The following is a 15,977-nucleotide window of genomic DNA, read 5'->3' as shown; positions in this document are numbered from 1 at the left end:
TAGCATAATCTCATATGAGAATAGCGACAAAATAGGAGGATGTGAAGACATGGAATTTGGTATGGTCATCATGTTGATTCAGTTATTTTTTGGAGTGGTGATTGGTTTGTATTTCTGGAACCTGCTGCGTGGCCAGAAAACGAATCGCAGTGCCGTTGAGCGAGAATCTCGCAAGGAACTGGAGAAGCTGCGTAAGCTGCGTTCAATCTCACTCACCAAGCCGTTGTCGGAGAAGACGCGTCCAGCTACCATTAACGATATCGTTGGGCAAAAGGATGGGCTGCGTGCCCTTAAGGCTGCATTATGCAGTGCGAATCCGCAACATGTTATCATCTATGGCCCTCCGGGAGTCGGGAAGACAGCCGCTGCAAGGGTTGTGTTGGAAGAGGCCAAGAAGAACCCATCTTCGCCATTTAAGCCAGATGCCAAATTCACAGAGCTGGATGCAACAACAGCCCGTTTTGATGAGCGTGGGATTGCGGACCCCTTAATCGGTTCGGTCCATGATCCGATATATCAGGGAGCAGGAGCCATGGGCGTTGCAGGGATTCCTCAACCCAAACCGGGCGCTGTAACGAAAGCGCATGGGGGAATGCTTTTTATTGATGAGATTGGTGAATTGCATTCCATTCAGATGAATAAGCTGTTGAAAGTGCTGGAGGATCGCAAGGTGTTTTTGGAGAGTGCGTACTATAACTCGGAAGACACGCATACTCCTGCTTATATCCACGATATTTTTCAAAATGGCCTGCCGGCTGATTTCCGCCTTGTTGGAGCAACGACACGTTCGCCTCATGAGCTACCGCCAGCTTTGCGTTCGCGGTGTATGGAAGTCTATTTCCGTCCTCTATTACCTGAGGAGATCGGGCGAATTGCCGAAGACGCTGTTCAGAAAATAGGGTTCAGCCCATGTCCGGATGCCGTCGATGTGGTCAAGCGATATGCAACCAATGGACGTGAAGCGGTCAATATCATTCAACTGGCTGCGGGACTTGCGCTGACAGAGAAACGTGAGACGCTGCAGGCGTCTGATGTGGAGTGGGTGGCAGGTAGCAGCCAGATCCAGCCACGGCCTGATCGTAAGGTCCCTTCGCAGCCACAGGTGGGGTTTGTTAACGGTTTGGCGGTATATGGACCGAACATGGGGACCATTTTGGAGATCGAAGTATCTGCTGTTCCGGCTCTCAAAGATCAAGGCCGAATCAACATTACAGGCGTTGTGGATGAAGAAGAGATTGGAGGCGGTTCGCGTACACTCCGGCGAAAAAGTATGGCTAAAGGCTCGGTTGAAAATGTGTTAACCGTATTAAAAGCCATGGGGATTCGTCCGAATGATTACGATTTACACGTGAATTTCCCGGGTGGGACGCCTATTGATGGTCCATCGGCAGGGATTGCCATGGCGACTGCCATTACATCAGCCATTCAGGGACGCCCTGTGGATCATGAGACAGCGATGACTGGCGAGATCAGCATCCATGGTCGGGTCAAGCCAATTGGTGGCGTACTGGCCAAGGTGGAGGCTGCATTTCAGGCTGGAGCGAAGACCGTTATTATTCCCGCGGAGAACTGGCAGTCCATTTTTGAGAATCTGGATGGCTTGCGCGTTATCCCGGTAGATACCGTAGAGGATGTATTCCGTGAAGTGTTCGCCTGGGTTCCGGAATCACAACAGATGGAACAAACGAAGCTTGCAGAGGAGACAGTTGCACCTGCACCGGAGATTTTTCCACCGGCATCCGCTTCCTATTTGCGTGCGGACGTGCCTCGCCCAGGACAGGTTACAGATTCGGGAAGCTGCTAAGCGCTTCCCTTCATTGGTTTTTTATGTGAACATTTGATAGAATAATGAATGACTACAACCTGAGAGCCATTGGAGGTGCGAAAGCGATGGGACCGAGCAAAGTGAAAGGTCGTCGTTTTCCTTTACTGCCTTTAAGAGGACTTCTCGTCTACCCGAGTATGGTACTGCATCTCGATGTGGGCCGGGAGAAATCGGTCAAGGCTTTAGAAAAAGCGATGGTAGAAGAACATCTGATTCTCCTATGTTCCCAAGCCGAAGTAAATATTGAAGAACCAACACAAGAGGACATTTTCAGAATCGGAACCGTGGCCAAGGTCAGACAGATGCTGAAGCTTCCGAACGGTACGATTCGTGTACTCGTTGAAGGCTTGGAACGGGCTGAAATTATTGAATATACGGACAACGAGGAATATTATGAAGTACTGGCTAAAGAGCTGCCTGAAGAGGAGAATACCCATCCGGAGACGGATGCCTTGATGCGTACCGTTCTGAATCAGTTCGAGAATTATATTAATCTGTCCAAAAAAGTGACACCAGAGACACTCGCAGCGGTGTCTGACATCGAAGAACCAGGGCGTCTGGCCGATGTCATCACGAGTCACCTGTCCTTGAAGATCAAGGATAAACAGGAAATTCTGGAGACCATCGACGTGCGGGAACGTCTGGAGAAATTACTGGATATCCTGAACAATGAGCGCGAAGTGCTGGAGCTTGAACGCAAGATCAGCCAACGTGTGAAGAAACAGATGGAGAAAACGCAAAAGGAATATTATTTGCGCGAGCAGATGAAAGCGATCCAGAAAGAACTGGGTGAAAAAGAAGGCCGTGCGGGTGAGGTCGAGGAACTTCGCACACAGATGGAAGAACTCGGCTTACCGGACAAGGTGAAAGAAAAGGTCGAGAAAGAAATTGATCGACTGGAGAAAATGCCTGCAAGTTCAGCTGAGGGCGGAGTCATTCGCAACTACGTGGATTGGCTGCTTGGCCTTCCTTGGAGTCAGATGACAGCGGATGATCTGGATATCCAAAAAGCCGAAGATGTGCTGAATGCAGATCATTACGGATTGGAAAAGCCCAAAGAGCGTGTGCTTGAATATCTGGCTGTCCAGAAACTCGTCAAGAAGCTCAAAGGGCCAATTCTCTGTCTGGTTGGACCTCCAGGGGTTGGTAAAACATCACTTGCCCGTTCGATCGCGAGATCGCTGGGTCGGGAGTTTGTAAGAATATCTCTTGGCGGCGTGCGGGATGAAGCCGAGATTCGTGGTCACCGACGCACTTATGTAGGCGCCATGCCTGGGCGTATCATTCAGGGGATGAAAACGGCAGGTTCTCTGAATCCGGTATTCCTGCTGGACGAGATTGATAAGATGGCTTCAGACTTCCGCGGAGATCCTTCCGCAGCGTTACTTGAGGTACTTGATCCGGAACAGAATAATACGTTTAGTGATCATTTTGTAGAATTGCCGTTTGACTTATCCAACGTTATGTTTATAACAACTGCCAACACGGTACACAATATTCCGCGTCCATTGCTGGATCGGATGGAAATGCTCAACATCCCTGGTTACACGGAGCTGGAGAAGCTGCAAATTGCGAAAAACTATTTGTTGCCCAAACAGAAGCAGGACCATGGTCTGGAAGAAGAGCAATTGGAAATACCGGATGACGCGTTGTTGCGTGTAATTCGTGAATATACACGGGAGTCAGGTGTGCGTAATCTGGAACAGCAGATGGCTTCGTTGTGCCGGAAAGCTGCCAAGAACGTCGTATCTGGTGTGGAAGGTCAGATTAACATCTCATCAGATAAGATCAAAGACTACCTTGGACCTGGCAAGTTCCGTTATGGTATGGCCGAACTGGAAGATCAGATTGGTACCGTAACGGGTCTGGCGTGGACTGAAGTGGGTGGAGATACCCTTATCATTGAAGTGACTGTTGTGCCTGGAACAGGTAAATTGACTCTCACAGGTAAACTGGGGGATGTCATGAAGGAATCGGCACAAGCCGCATTCAGTTACACCCGTTCCAAAGCTACACAGCTTGGAATTTCGCCTGACTTCCATGAGAAGAACGATATCCATATTCACGTTCCGGAAGGAGCGATTCCGAAGGATGGTCCATCTGCCGGGATTACGATGGCAACAGCGTTAATCTCAGCTTTGACAAACAAACATGTGTCCAAGGATATCGCGATGACTGGTGAAATAACACTGCGTGGACGTGTACTGCCGATTGGTGGTCTGAAAGAGAAATCACTGGCAGCCCATCGTGCCGGTTATAAAAAAATATTATTGCCTAAGGATAACGAACGGGACCTGCGTGACATTCCAGACAGCATCAAGGAAGATGTGGAGTTTGTACCTGTAGCCCATATGGATCAGGTATTGCAGCATGCACTTGTGGAGCAGACAGGCATTAACCTGTAATCCACACATCCGAAAGGTTCGTATGAAGAGTAGACCGTTCTGCGGAGGCTTCGGCGTCCGCTGGAACGGTTTTTTTGGTATGATAGAACAATCCATGGCATAATACCTTCAACAGGTGATGCATAGCATAGGCGTTCAAGAGAGGAAAGATACAATATGAAAGTAAATCAATCTGAATTTATTATCAGTGCCGTTCGGCCTGAACAATACCCCGATGACGGTCTGCCAGAGATTGCTTTGGCGGGACGCTCCAATGTGGGAAAATCTTCCCTGATCAACCGTTTGATCAATCGTAAAAATTTGGCTCGGACGAGCTCAACACCGGGTAAGACACAGCAACTCAACTATTATAAAATTAATCAGGATATCTACTTCGTCGATTTTCCGGGATATGGCTACGCTAAAGTTTCCAAAGAGCAACGCTTTGCCTGGGGTAAAATGATGGAGAAATACTTGTTGGGACGCGAAGAATTGAAACTGGTTATGCAGATGGTGGATATGAGACATGAACCGTCCAAAGAGGACAAGATGATGAACGAATGGCTTCGTCATAATGGACTGCCTTTGGTTGTTGTAGCAACCAAGATGGACAAGATTCCAAAAACACGCAGAGCCAAATATATCAAAGTCATTAAGGAATCACTGGGTCTTCGTTCAGGGGATTTGTTTGTGCCGTTTTCATCCGAAGAGGGATTGGGGAAAGAAGAGTTATGGGACATCATTACCCGCCATGCACGCATAGATAAGTATGCACCAGCGCTGGATGCAGAGGGTGCTTCTGATGAGGAAGAAACCAACGGAATTAACGGATAACCGAGATAGTATACCGTTTTAGTGCAGGAAAGTGAGCATGCTAAGTGAATCTTTGTTGATATCCAGATTAATCCGGTTTTTTATGGGATTTCGTGAGAATTCATCATCTGGCTCTGGAGAAATATAACGTTAGGGTAGTGTATAATGAGCATAGGTGCATATTGCCAACAGTACCAAACATACCGGCTTAGCCGGCCTGAAGAATTTTGAGATGACTGCTACATGTGCAGGAAGACAAAACAATCGGGAAAGAATTGAGGGATTTGTATGGCTCAGCGGTTAGCCACAGAGTATGTTAAGGCCACTATGAAATTGTCAGAACCCCAGATGCATCAGTTTTTGCGCATGACAGAAGACGGCAGGCTTCATCATCGGGTTAAGGTGTTGGACAATGGTTGTCAGGAGATCGTGCTGGGGGATGTAAGTGGAGAAGAAGTGCATTTCCCTTTTGACCGCATAGAAGGGTTTTATATCTGTGAGTTATCTTGCCGCCTGGTGAATCTGCATCTGACCAATGTTGTCCGGAAGCTCTTTGTGACTTTTAAAGGTGACGGGGTCGTTCATCGGATCTATAAAGGGTTCACCATGACGTATGTTTATGCTCAAGGCACTGTCCACAAAATTGTGGAGAAGACCGGGGAGAACACTCGAGTGATCTATGAATACAAAAATACGTTGCTTGAATTGCAACATCTGTTCCAGGCCAGAGATGTAGAACGCGAAATCAACCATGTGTATGCCGAGATCGATTCACTGCTGGACACTAGAAAAGATGCGACTGCTGATCAGCTCCATCAGATTGATGAGACCCTTGCTCGTCATCAAAAACGGTTGTTTGAACTTGAAGCTTATTAGCTTAAAATTGTATGTTTATAAACGTATATGTATATAATGAATTCCCTTGTATCTTCCGGGCAGTGGCACTCGCCCATGTGGAGGTTTCAGGGGGATTTTTTGATGTGAGATCAAATATTCCGAATTGAACATATTTATTTTACAATCTTCTGGAAAAGGGTTGATTTCACTCTGATTCAATGTTATTTTTAATCTCGTTGAAAACAATATAGGAACCAGGATTCACTCAGGACATTATATGTTGCGAGAGATTTTTCCCTCGGGAAGTGAATGACGTAGGTCCTAGCGGATGAAATTTTTTCAAACATTTTATTCCTAGGAAGGGGGAACCGAAGGATGGAATATTCAACTTTCGGAAGACACGTTGCTGTTGATACTTGGGGTGTCGACTTTAATCTACTGAACAATGCAGAGTATCTGGAAGCCCAAATGGTTGAAGCAGCGGAGGCATGTGGCGCGACAGTAATGTCCGTGCAGTCCAAGCAGTTTGACCCACAGGGAGCGACCGTACTTGTACTATTGTCTGAGAGCCATCTCTCCATTCACACATATCCTGAGAGAGGTTTTGCAGCGATTGATTGTTACACTTGTGGGGAGACTGTAGATCCACAGCTTGCTATTGACTACCTGGTATCCGTATTAAAACCTGAAAAAACGTATGCAAAGAAGTTGGTACGTGGATTGGGCGAATTGCAAGTTGAAACACCAGAGATGAACAACCAGACGGAACGGGTTTAAATAAAAAGTATATTGCATACACAATGTTCACATATCGGGATGGACACATAACCTCCCAAACTCTAATAGTCATGGAATAATTCCATGGCTATTTGTTTTAATATGCGTATCGTTATGAATATTCATAATCGACACTTTTTAACGCATAACGGTGAACTTTGGTGAGACACTACAATAAATGACAGTGCATATGATGATGAACATGGTGATTTCATAAACATTTCATAAAAATGACCCGGTCACGGCTATGATGTGTGATATAATTAACCATGTCAATCATAAATGGATAGACATATGCAGTAAGCACTTTGATTGGAAATTTATTAGGCAGGTGAACTTGCAATGCACATCGTTGTCGTTGGTTTGAATTATCGCACGGCGCCTGTAGAGGTTAGGGAACGATTCACATTTGCAGAAAAGGACTTGTCTGAAGCGCTGCAGCAGCTCAAGCTGACCAAGAGTGTATTGGAAGGTGTAATCGTAGCCACATGTAACCGTACCGAGTTGTATGTTGTGGTGGACCGTCTTCACATGTGTGGTTATTTTATTCGAACATTTATGGAACAATGGTTTAATGTACCACGGGAAGAATTTACGCAACACTTATATATATATGAAGATGATCAAGCCATGCGCCATTTGTTCCGTGTCATCTGCGGACTAGATTCCATGGTCATTGGTGAGACTCAGATTCTTGGACAGGTGAAACAGGCTTTTCTTAAAGCGCAGGAAGAGAAATCAACAGGTACCTGGTTTAATAAGTTATTTAAACAGGCCGTTACATTGGGCAAACGGGCACATTCGGAGACTTCCATTGGGGAGAGCGCCGTATCTGTCAGTTATGCTGCTGTTGAACTCGGTAAGAGGATTTTTGGCATGTTCACAGACAAGAAGGTGCTCATTTTGGGTGCCGGCAAGATGAGTGAACTAACCGTGAAACATCTCTATGCCAACGGGGCATCCGAGGTCATCGTGGCGAACCGTACGCTCGCAAGAGCTGAAGAATTGGCAGCCAAGTTCCGGGGCACACCTTGTACCATGGAACAGGCGTTAGATCGACTTAATGAAGTTGATATTGTGATTAGTTCCACTGGAGCTGAACGTTATGTCATGGATGCAGCAGTGGTACGGGAGAGCATGAAGCGTCGTCAATCTCGCCCATTGTTCCTGATTGATATTGCGGTTCCACGCGATATTGACCCAGCGATTGGTGAATTATCCAACGTATTTCTCTATGACATTGATGATCTGGAAGGAATCGTGGAGAGCAACCTCGAGATGCGTAAGGTGGAAGCTGCCAAGATTGAGAGAATGATTGAGCTTGAGATGGAGGATTATTACCATTGGCTCAAAACGTTGGGTGTTCGTCCCGTTATTCGCGCTTTGCAGGAAAAAGGTGTTTCCATTCATGAAGAAACGATGGATAGCCTGTTTAATAAACTGCCTGAGCTCGATGAACATCAACGTAAAGTCATTCGTCGTTTGACCAAGAGTATTGTGAACCAAATGACGACAGATCCGATTAATCGGATTAAGGAAATGGCAGGCACGAAGCAAGGTGATGAAGCTCTGCGCATGTTTACTCAGATTTTCGCTCTGGAAGATTCAGTAGAGATGGCCGCTGAAAAAGTGAGTCAGAGTGATGCCACAGCTCTGGCGAAACCAGCCGCTCACCTTAACGAAAACCGGCAAGACCCCGTGCCGGCTTATGCTCCGGCAGGCGTATAAGGCGGGTGGGCAGCTTGACCCTTGCTGAACAAGTTTATGAAGCTCTAATCTATATGTATGCCCTGAGCCTACTGTTCTATTTCTCGGACTGCATTCGACGCAATGCGGGGGCGAAGCGGACAGGCACAGGGTTTCTTGTCGTTGTTTGGGGACTGCAGGTGACACATGTCATATTGCGCATGTGGACTGAAGGCCATTTCCCCATCTACACCACCTTTGATTTTTTGTTTATATTTTCATTCAGTATTGTGCTGATGTCTCTCGTCATGACTCGCATCCAGCGTTCTGAATTTGTCATTTTGTTGCTGAATGTTGTAGGTTTTTCCGTTACGGTATTAAACCGACTGTGGTTTACGGCCGGAGAGATATCACTGCATAACTGGCAAACGGTACATGGATTACTCATTATGCATATTACCTTGGCGAATCTTGGTTTTGCGGCGTTAACCGTTGCTACGGTATTTGCCTTGTTATATCTGTTCTTGCACCGTAAGTTGAAGAAAAAAAAGTGGAATGATACGATGCGACGGCTGCCAAGCCTGGAAGTGATCGGGAAGTATATGGATGGTGCTACGTTGATAGGAACACCGTTACTTGGTGTTTCTGTGATGCTTGCCGTATTATCCATTGTGGCGGAAAGACGCTGGATTCTACTCTTGGATCTCAAAGTTATTTCGACAGGTCTTGCTATAGCCATCTATGTAGGTTACTTCGTATCCAAGAGAAGGAAACAGTTCTCTACGATTATCATGGCAAGATGGACACTGATCGGGTACGGATTTGTCATTATAAGTTTTTTATCCAATGCGTATTCAGCGTTTCATCGTTGGACGGGAGAGTGAAGGGGATGGACCGTTACACGCCGATATTTGTGAATACTTCAGGCAAGAAGTGCTGCGTGGTTGGTGGTGGACGTGTTGCCGAGCGTAAAATTAAGGGATTGCTGCATGCCGAGGCACAGATTACGGTCATTAGTCCGGAGCTTACTCCCGTGTTACAACAACTGCATCATGAATCCCGAATTCAATGGATAGACCGGTCCTACCGCAATGGAGATTTGCGGGGGGCCTTTCTCGTATATGCAGCGACTGACCATTCAGAGGTCAATTCAACTGTGGTTAGGGATGCTAAGACTGCGGGCATATTGGTGAATGACGCAATGTCTTCGGAGCACAGCAGCTTTATTACGCCAAGCGTGGTCAGGCGTGGGAGATTAAGCATAGCGATATCCACAGCAGGAGCGGGACCGGCAGCAGCTGCGGAGATACGTGCCACACTCGAACGACAGTTCGGTGATGAGTATGAGACGTACCTTGAGTTTTTGCACCAGATGAGGACTGAGGTGAAGTCACGCGTGTCATCTTCAAGTCTCAGAAGTACGTTGCTTCGGCAATTAACTGAAATGCACATATTAGAAGATATTCGTATAGGCCATTTTCGGTGGTGGACCGAAGAAGAAATCGGGGACTGGATATCCCGTAATCAGGAGGAAGTGTAGATATGCGTACAATTAAAGTTGGAAGTAGACAGAGCGCGCTTGCGCTAACCCAGACAGGTCATGTCATTCAGGATTTACGCGATATTTGTGAGCGGGAAGGATTAGCTTTTGACTTTGAAGTACATAAGATTGTTACCAAGGGAGATCTCATTCTGGATGTAACGTTGTCAAAAGTGGGAGGCAAAGGTTTGTTTGTCAAAGAGATTGAACAGGCGATGATTGATCGTACGATTGATATGGCTGTTCATAGTATGAAAGATATGCCTTCCGAGTTACCCGAAGGATTAACGAATGGTGCTATACCTCGTCGTGCAGATCCACGGGATGCGCTGATCTCCAATGGTGGGCTTACTCTGGATCAACTGCCAGAAGGAGCCAGAGTTGGAACAAGCAGTCTGCGCCGGTCGAGCCAATTAAAGGCCTATCGTCCAGATTTGCAATTGGAATCGATTCGCGGCAATATTGATTCCCGTCTGCGGAAGCTGGAGACCGAAGGGTTCGATGCGATTATTCTGGCAGCTGCAGGATTGTACCGTATGGGCTGGGAAGACCGAATCACAGAGTACCTGACGGAAACAGCTTGCCTTCCGGCAGTAGGTCAAGGCGCGCTTGGTATCGAATGTCGTGAAGACGATGAGGAACTGTTGCACTTGCTGCAGCTGTATAATGATCCGGAGACAGCATTTCCTGTACAGGCGGAACGCCGTTTTCTCAGTGTATTAAATGGGGGCTGCCAGGTTCCGATTGGTGCTCATGCGGTATGGGTACCTCAGCAAGATGCAGATTCCCTGAATGGTGAAAACACGTTACAATTAACAGGTATGGTCGGCACGCCGGATGGTGGACTGATTCTTAAGGAAGCTCTGATCGGCAAGGACCCGGTTCGTCTGGGTGAAGAAGTGGCTTGGAGATTGATCGAACGGGGAGCAGAGCAGATACTGGCAGAAGTTAGGGGATGAAGACATGGTGGGAAAGGTCTTTTTGGTAGGGGCAGGTCCTGGGGATGCAAAGCTGATTACGGTAAAAGGGTGGGAATCCATCGGTAAAGCTGATGCTGTAGTCTACGATCGTTTGGCAAGTCCGAGATTGTTGAAACAAATGAAACCCGGCGCAGTCAAAATTTACGTGGGCAAGCGCCCGGATCGGCATACGATGAAACAGGAAGAGATCAATCAACTGTTGGTTGATCTGGCGCTTGAAGGCAAGGTTGTGGTTCGGCTTAAGGGCGGCGATCCAACTATCTTTGGACGTGTAGGCGAAGAGGCGGGTTTGCTGCACAAAAATGGAATTCCGTTTGAGATTGTACCTGGGGTTACCGCTGCAATAAGTGTACCTGCGTATGCCGGAATTCCTGTGACTCACCGTGACTATGCATCTTCCATCTCTATTATTACGGGGCACGAGAGTCCGGACAAGCTTGATCGCAGTATCCATTGGGATAAAGTGACGAATGCAACGGGCACACTTGTATTTATGATGGGGGTTGCCAAAATTGGATATATCAGCGAGCAATTGATTCGTCATGGTCGTCCAGCGCAAACACCGGTGGCTCTGATTCGTTGGGGAACACGAGCGGAACAGGATACCCTTACAGGTACCCTTGAAGATATAGAAGCGAAAGTGATCGCAGCCAATTTTCAACCGCCTGCAGTTATTGTGGTGGGGGATGTCGTCAATCAGCGGGAACAGTTGAAATGGGCTGAAGCGCTGCCGCTGTTTGGCAAACGAATTCTGGTAACCCGTGCTCGCAGTCAGGCGAGTGAACTGGTGAATCGCATTGAGGAACTCGGCGGCGAACCGTATGAGTTTCCGGTCATTGAGACGGTCATGCCGTCCAGTGAATCTGCGCAGCAAAGTGTCAAAGACGCCTTCAGTGCTTTAAATACCTACGACTGGGTGTTTTTCACAAGTGTGAACGGAGTGGAGTTTTTCTTCCGCCATCTGGAACAGGAAGGCAAGGACATTCGCTCGATTCATCAAGCGAGAATTGCAGCCGTAGGACCTTCCACAGCAGATGCTTTGCGCAAACATGGCATCGTTGCAGAGGTTGTCAAAGGCCCTTTCCAGGCCGAAGGCATGCTTGAGACTTTTGAAAGTGAACTGAAGGAAGGTCAGAGAGTACTGCTTCCGCACGGTGATCTTGCACGTACGTGGTTGCGTGACCAGTTGAGAGAACGAGGACTTCAGGTCACCGAAGCCATCATCTACGATACAATCCTCGCTGGTGAGGATGATGACGAATTGCTTAAGTTGCTTGAAGAAGGTGGTATTCATGCGGTGACCTTTACAAGTTCCTCGACGGTTACCAACTTCATGAGTATGTTGAAACGTATGGGACTGCAAGATCCATTGCCTTTATTGAAAGATGTGGAGGTTGCGTGTATCGGACCTGTTACAGCGAAGACGGCAGAAGCCGCTGGACTAAAGGTTACACTGATGGCAGAGGAAGCAACGATGGATAGCTTGATCACAGTGCTATGCGACTGGAAACGGACTGGCACCAAAGAAGGCGCTCTTCGAAATTAATACACATGTAATCATGTCAACATATGAAGCGTGCTGAATTCGATAGGATACCAGCGCGCTTCCCTTTTTGCTCTATTTAACTTTTTTCAAGGAGGTTTTACTCGTATGAGTTTTCCAATTGTACGGCATCGCCGTTTACGCCAATCCACAGGTATTCGTAATATGGTCAGAGAGACCCATCTAACCGTGGACGACTTTATTCAACCGATCTATGTGACGTATGGAGAAAATGTAAAATCTGAAATTAAATCTATGCCTGGCGTATTCCGCTTCTCGCTGGATCGTCTTCAGGAGGAAGTAACGGAAATTGCCGAGCTGGGAATTCCAGCCGTGTTATTGTTCGGTATTCCGGAGACTAAGGACAGTGTGGGTTCATCTGGCTTCGCTGAAGATGGCATTGTGCAGGAAGCGACAAGATTGATCAAATCCTGGTACCCGGAACTGCTGGTTGTTGCGGATACTTGTCTGTGTGAATTCACGGATCACGGTCACTGCGGTATGGTACACACCGTGGAGATTGACGGCCACATCTGCGGAGATGTATTAAATGATGAATCACTGGATCTGCTCGTGCAAACGGCAGTGTCTCAAGCCAAAGCAGGAGCGGACATTATTGCACCATCCAACATGATGGATGGATTTGTACAAGCGATCCGCGCGGGACTGGATGAGAATGGATTCAGTCATATTCCGATCATGTCCTACTCTGTTAAATATGCATCTGCATTCTATGGTCCATTCCGTGAAGCTGCGGATTCCACACCACAATTCGGAGACCGCAAGTCATATCAGATGGACCCGGCGAACGCGCGTGAAGCCTTGCGTGAAGCAGAGACGGATGTGCTCGAAGGAGCGGATATGTTGATGGTAAAACCATCCCTTTCCTATCTTGATGTCATGCGTACGATTAAGGATCAATTTGATCTTCCGCTTGTTGCCTATAATGTAAGTGGCGAGTATGCCATGGTGAAGGCGGCGGCGATTCAAGGCTGGATCGATGAGAAAAAAGTTGCCATGGAAATCCTGCTCAGCATGAAACGCGCAGGTGCAGATATGATCATTACCTACTACGGAAAAGACGCTTCACGCTGGTTGGCTGAGAAATAAAATAAATGACATTAAGGAGGATAATCATGACTGCACAACAAGGTAATCGTCGCAAGGATGAGCGCTCACGTAGCGCGTTTGAGGAAGCGAAGCAGTACATACCCGGGGGTGTGAACAGCCCTGTACGCGCATTCAAATCGGTGGGACTTACTCCGATCTATGCAGAACGCGGCGAAGGGTCCAAAATCTACGATATTGATGGCAATGTTTTTATTGACTATGTAGGATCGTGGGGCCCACTCATTATGGGGCATGCACACCCTGACGTTGTAGAAGCTTTGCGTGAGACAGCTTTGAAAGGAACAAGCTTTGGTGCACCGACTTTGCTGGAGACCGAGATGGCAAAACTGGTCTGTGAGCGTGTACCTTCTATCGATATCGTGCGGATGGTTAATTCCGGTACGGAAGCAACGATGAGTGCCATTCGACTGGCACGCGGGGTAACCGGACGCAGTAAAATTCTGAAGTTTGAAGGATCATATCATGGACATGCGGACAGTTTGCTGATCAAGGCGGGTTCAGGTGTTGCAACACTGGGTCTACCGGACAGTCCAGGTGTACCTGAAGGTGTAGCTGTGAATACAATTACGGTACCTTATAACGATCTGGAGTCCGTTACGCTTGCTTTTGAACGTTATGGTGAAGAACTGGCCGCTGTTATTGTGGAACCTGTGGCAGGTAACATGGGGGTTGTTCCTCCGGCTTCCGGTTTCCTTGAGGGACTGCGCAGTTTGACGACCCAATATGGCAGTTTGCTTATTTTTGACGAAGTCATGACTGGTTTCCGCGTAGGGTTGAACTGTGCTCAGGGACGGTATGGGGTTACACCTGACCTGACTTGTCTGGGTAAAGTTATCGGTGGCGGACTCCCGGTTGGTGCTTATGGTGGTCGCCGGGATCTGATGGAACAGATTGCTCCTACAGGACCGATCTATCAGGCGGGTACATTGAGCGGAAATCCGCTGGCTATGGCAGCAGGATATACAACGCTCAAATTGTTAACACCAGAGGTCTATGACCGTCTGGAGACATTGTCTGCACGTTTGCAAGCCGGATTCGAGAAAAATGCAGCTGAGACGGGTATTGCGATAACCATTAACCGTGTGGGTTCCATGGTTTGTCCATTCTTCAGTGCCGTTCCAGTAACCAATTATGATATTGCCAAAGAAAGCAATCCGGATCAATTCCGTCGTTATTTTGCGGCCATGATTGATCATGGTGTGAGTGTTGCGCCTTCGCAATACGAAGGTATGTTTGTCTCTGGTGTGCACACGGAGCAGGATATTGACGATACGATTGAGGCGAATCGTAAAGCTCTTCAATCGTTATGACCATCAAAAGTTGGAAACGCCGCGGGGAATGGCTTGAGTTGATGCCAGGGAGAGCCGTAACAGGCAGTTTGGACAAACCGATGGCCGCAGAGCAATGGTTATTGTCTGAACTTCAGTTTCCGGAGAAACTGCTTCGTCAGCTGAAAGCAAACCGAGGAATACAACTTGCAGGGGACCGGCTTCGGCTGGCCCTTTTTGCGTCCCAGCCAATCGATGTTGAGCCACGCTGGGCTGATGTGGATGTATTGTATGAGGATGATTTCTGTCTGGTTATGCACAAACCGGCAGGCATGAAACTGCATCCGGATGGAAGCCGTGTTGATCAGGCCATCACGCTGGATCATGTGGTTGCCTCCTATTATGAAATGAACGGAATTCAGGCAAGCGTACGCCATGTTCATCGACTGGATGAGGATACAACCGGACCTGTTCTGTATGCCAAAAATGCTTTTGCCCTCGCCAAATTGGATGAAGCGATGCGTCGCAAAGAGATTGGCCGCCATTATGTAGCCATTGCAGGTGGACAAATCCCCCTTGAACTCCACAAAATTGATGCTCCGATTGGCAAGGACAGACATCACAAACAGCGCAGGCGTGTCTCCGAAGGTGGACAGGAAGCGGTTACTCATGTGGAGATCGTCGAAGTATGGGAACGAGCAACCCTTATACGATTGAAGCTGGATACAGGACGTACACACCAAATTCGTGTACACCTGAGTTACGCTGGACACCCGCTTATTGGTGATACATTGTATGGAGGTAGAGCGGATGCCATTGGGCGACAAGCACTTCACGGAGAGATGCTTAAGTTTAGTCATCCTTTAACCGGAGCGATGATTGAAGTGAACGACCCATGGCCGTCCGATTTTACACAATTGGCAGAGCGTGAGCGTCAAAATTATTAATACACTATATAAGTTCGACTAACTATTTACACGAAAACAGAGAGGACAGAAACAACCAGAAGAAGCAAAGCGTTCGCCTAAAAGCTTTCTGAAAGAAAGCTGCTTCGGAAGCATAAGCTATCCCCGGATTTTCCCTTTATAAAAAGGAATGAAAAGAATCTGGGGATAACAGCGATCAGAAGTTTGTTCTGTCATTGGAGTGACAGTGTAAATAACCATGAGTTGAACATATATAACAAGGTTTTT

At 47.5% G+C, this 15,977-nt stretch carries 13 protein-coding genes; all 13 read left to right on the top strand.

The features are described from left to right. Window positions 1-49 precede the first annotated feature (49 nt). The 13 genes from lonB to MHB43_RS25825 all read left to right on the top strand — a co-directional run bounded on the left by lonB (window position 50) and on the right by MHB43_RS25825 (window position 15,731). The gene (gene lonB, locus MHB43_RS25885; protein WP_405130718.1) at window positions 50-1,804 is read left to right on the top strand and encodes an ATP-dependent protease LonB; all 1,755 of its coding nucleotides are present in this window, start codon (window positions 50-52) and stop codon (window positions 1,802-1,804) included. Window positions 1,805-1,890: 86 nt separating this feature from the next. Continuing rightward, window positions 1,891-4,230 (top strand): endopeptidase La, encoded by a 2,340-nt coding sequence (lon, locus tag MHB43_RS25880; RefSeq protein ID WP_405130717.1) that lies wholly within the window; start codon window positions 1,891-1,893, stop codon window positions 4,228-4,230. Between the two features lie 156 nt (window positions 4,231-4,386). Beyond that, the gene (gene yihA, locus MHB43_RS25875) at window positions 4,387-5,043 is read left to right on the top strand and encodes a ribosome biogenesis GTP-binding protein YihA/YsxC (RefSeq protein ID WP_405130716.1); all 657 of its coding nucleotides are present in this window, start codon (window positions 4,387-4,389) and stop codon (window positions 5,041-5,043) included. A 267-nt stretch (window positions 5,044-5,310) separates the two neighbouring features. Beyond that, entirely contained in the window at window positions 5,311-5,898 is a 588-nt protein-coding gene (locus tag MHB43_RS25870; RefSeq protein ID WP_405130715.1) for a non-ribosomal peptide synthetase module, read from the top strand. A 336-nt stretch (window positions 5,899-6,234) separates the two neighbouring features. Beyond that, the gene (gene speD / locus MHB43_RS25865) at window positions 6,235-6,636 is read left to right on the top strand and encodes an adenosylmethionine decarboxylase (RefSeq protein WP_091011877.1); all 402 of its coding nucleotides are present in this window, start codon (window positions 6,235-6,237) and stop codon (window positions 6,634-6,636) included. 342 nt (window positions 6,637-6,978) lie between these two features. Continuing rightward, entirely contained in the window at window positions 6,979-8,364 is a 1,386-nt protein-coding gene (gene hemA, locus MHB43_RS25860; protein ID WP_221820868.1) for a glutamyl-tRNA reductase, read from the top strand. Between the two features lie 14 nt (window positions 8,365-8,378). After that, window positions 8,379-9,206, top strand: a complete 828-nt coding sequence (ccsA, locus tag MHB43_RS25855) for a cytochrome c biogenesis protein CcsA (protein ID WP_371129100.1) — start codon at window positions 8,379-8,381, stop codon at window positions 9,204-9,206. Window positions 9,207-9,211: 5 nt separating this feature from the next. Further along, entirely contained in the window at window positions 9,212-9,862 is a 651-nt protein-coding gene (locus MHB43_RS25850; protein WP_405130714.1) for a bifunctional precorrin-2 dehydrogenase/sirohydrochlorin ferrochelatase, read from the top strand. A gap of 2 nt (window positions 9,863-9,864) precedes the next feature. Next, complete coding sequence (gene hemC / locus MHB43_RS25845; protein WP_076216941.1) at window positions 9,865-10,821, top strand: hydroxymethylbilane synthase; 957 nt, start codon at window positions 9,865-9,867, stop codon at window positions 10,819-10,821. Between the two features lie 4 nt (window positions 10,822-10,825). After that, window positions 10,826-12,388, top strand: a complete 1,563-nt coding sequence (gene cobA, locus MHB43_RS25840) for a uroporphyrinogen-III C-methyltransferase (protein WP_237177855.1) — start codon at window positions 10,826-10,828, stop codon at window positions 12,386-12,388. A 105-nt stretch (window positions 12,389-12,493) separates the two neighbouring features. Beyond that, complete coding sequence (hemB, locus tag MHB43_RS25835) at window positions 12,494-13,495, top strand: porphobilinogen synthase (RefSeq protein ID WP_017692601.1); 1,002 nt, start codon at window positions 12,494-12,496, stop codon at window positions 13,493-13,495. A 26-nt stretch (window positions 13,496-13,521) separates the two neighbouring features. Next, window positions 13,522-14,826, top strand: coding sequence for a glutamate-1-semialdehyde 2,1-aminomutase (gene hemL, locus MHB43_RS25830; protein WP_405130713.1), 1,305 nt, complete (start codon window positions 13,522-13,524; stop codon window positions 14,824-14,826). Continuing rightward, window positions 14,823-15,731 (top strand): RluA family pseudouridine synthase, encoded by a 909-nt coding sequence (locus tag MHB43_RS25825; RefSeq protein WP_405130711.1) that lies wholly within the window; start codon window positions 14,823-14,825, stop codon window positions 15,729-15,731. The genes hemL and MHB43_RS25825 overlap by 4 nt, the downstream gene beginning before the upstream one ends. Window positions 15,732-15,977 lie beyond the last annotated feature (246 nt).

This window comes from Paenibacillus sp. FSL H8-0317 (genome assembly GCF_045040685.1).
Classification (GTDB): Bacteria; Bacillota; Bacilli; order Paenibacillales; family Paenibacillaceae; genus Paenibacillus.
The sequence above is the reverse complement of the archived record's forward strand: the minus strand, read 5'-3'. Positions and strand labels throughout refer to the sequence as shown.

Bases quoted from the DNA above. Each gene is read 5' to 3' on its own strand.
- hemL (WP_405130713.1), top strand. From the start codon at position 13,522: ATGACTGCACAACAAGGTAATCGTCGCAAGGATGAGCGCTCACGTAGC.
- lonB (WP_405130718.1), top strand. From the start codon at position 50: ATGGAATTTGGTATGGTCATCATGTTGATTCAGTTATTTTTTGGAGTG.
- hemB (WP_017692601.1), top strand. From the start codon at position 12,494: ATGAGTTTTCCAATTGTACGGCATCGCCGTTTACGCCAATCCACAGGT.
- lon (WP_405130717.1), top strand. From the start codon at position 1,891: ATGGGACCGAGCAAAGTGAAAGGTCGTCGTTTTCCTTTACTGCCTTTA.
- MHB43_RS25825 (WP_405130711.1), top strand. From the start codon at position 14,823: ATGACCATCAAAAGTTGGAAACGCCGCGGGGAATGGCTTGAGTTGATG.
- speD (WP_091011877.1), top strand. From the start codon at position 6,235: ATGGAATATTCAACTTTCGGAAGACACGTTGCTGTTGATACTTGGGGT.
- hemA (WP_221820868.1), top strand. From the start codon at position 6,979: ATGCACATCGTTGTCGTTGGTTTGAATTATCGCACGGCGCCTGTAGAG.
- hemC (WP_076216941.1), top strand. From the start codon at position 9,865: ATGCGTACAATTAAAGTTGGAAGTAGACAGAGCGCGCTTGCGCTAACC.
- MHB43_RS25870 (WP_405130715.1), top strand. From the start codon at position 5,311: ATGGCTCAGCGGTTAGCCACAGAGTATGTTAAGGCCACTATGAAATTG.
- cobA (WP_237177855.1), top strand. From the start codon at position 10,826: ATGGTGGGAAAGGTCTTTTTGGTAGGGGCAGGTCCTGGGGATGCAAAG.
- MHB43_RS25850 (WP_405130714.1), top strand. From the start codon at position 9,212: ATGGACCGTTACACGCCGATATTTGTGAATACTTCAGGCAAGAAGTGC.
- yihA (WP_405130716.1), top strand. From the start codon at position 4,387: ATGAAAGTAAATCAATCTGAATTTATTATCAGTGCCGTTCGGCCTGAA.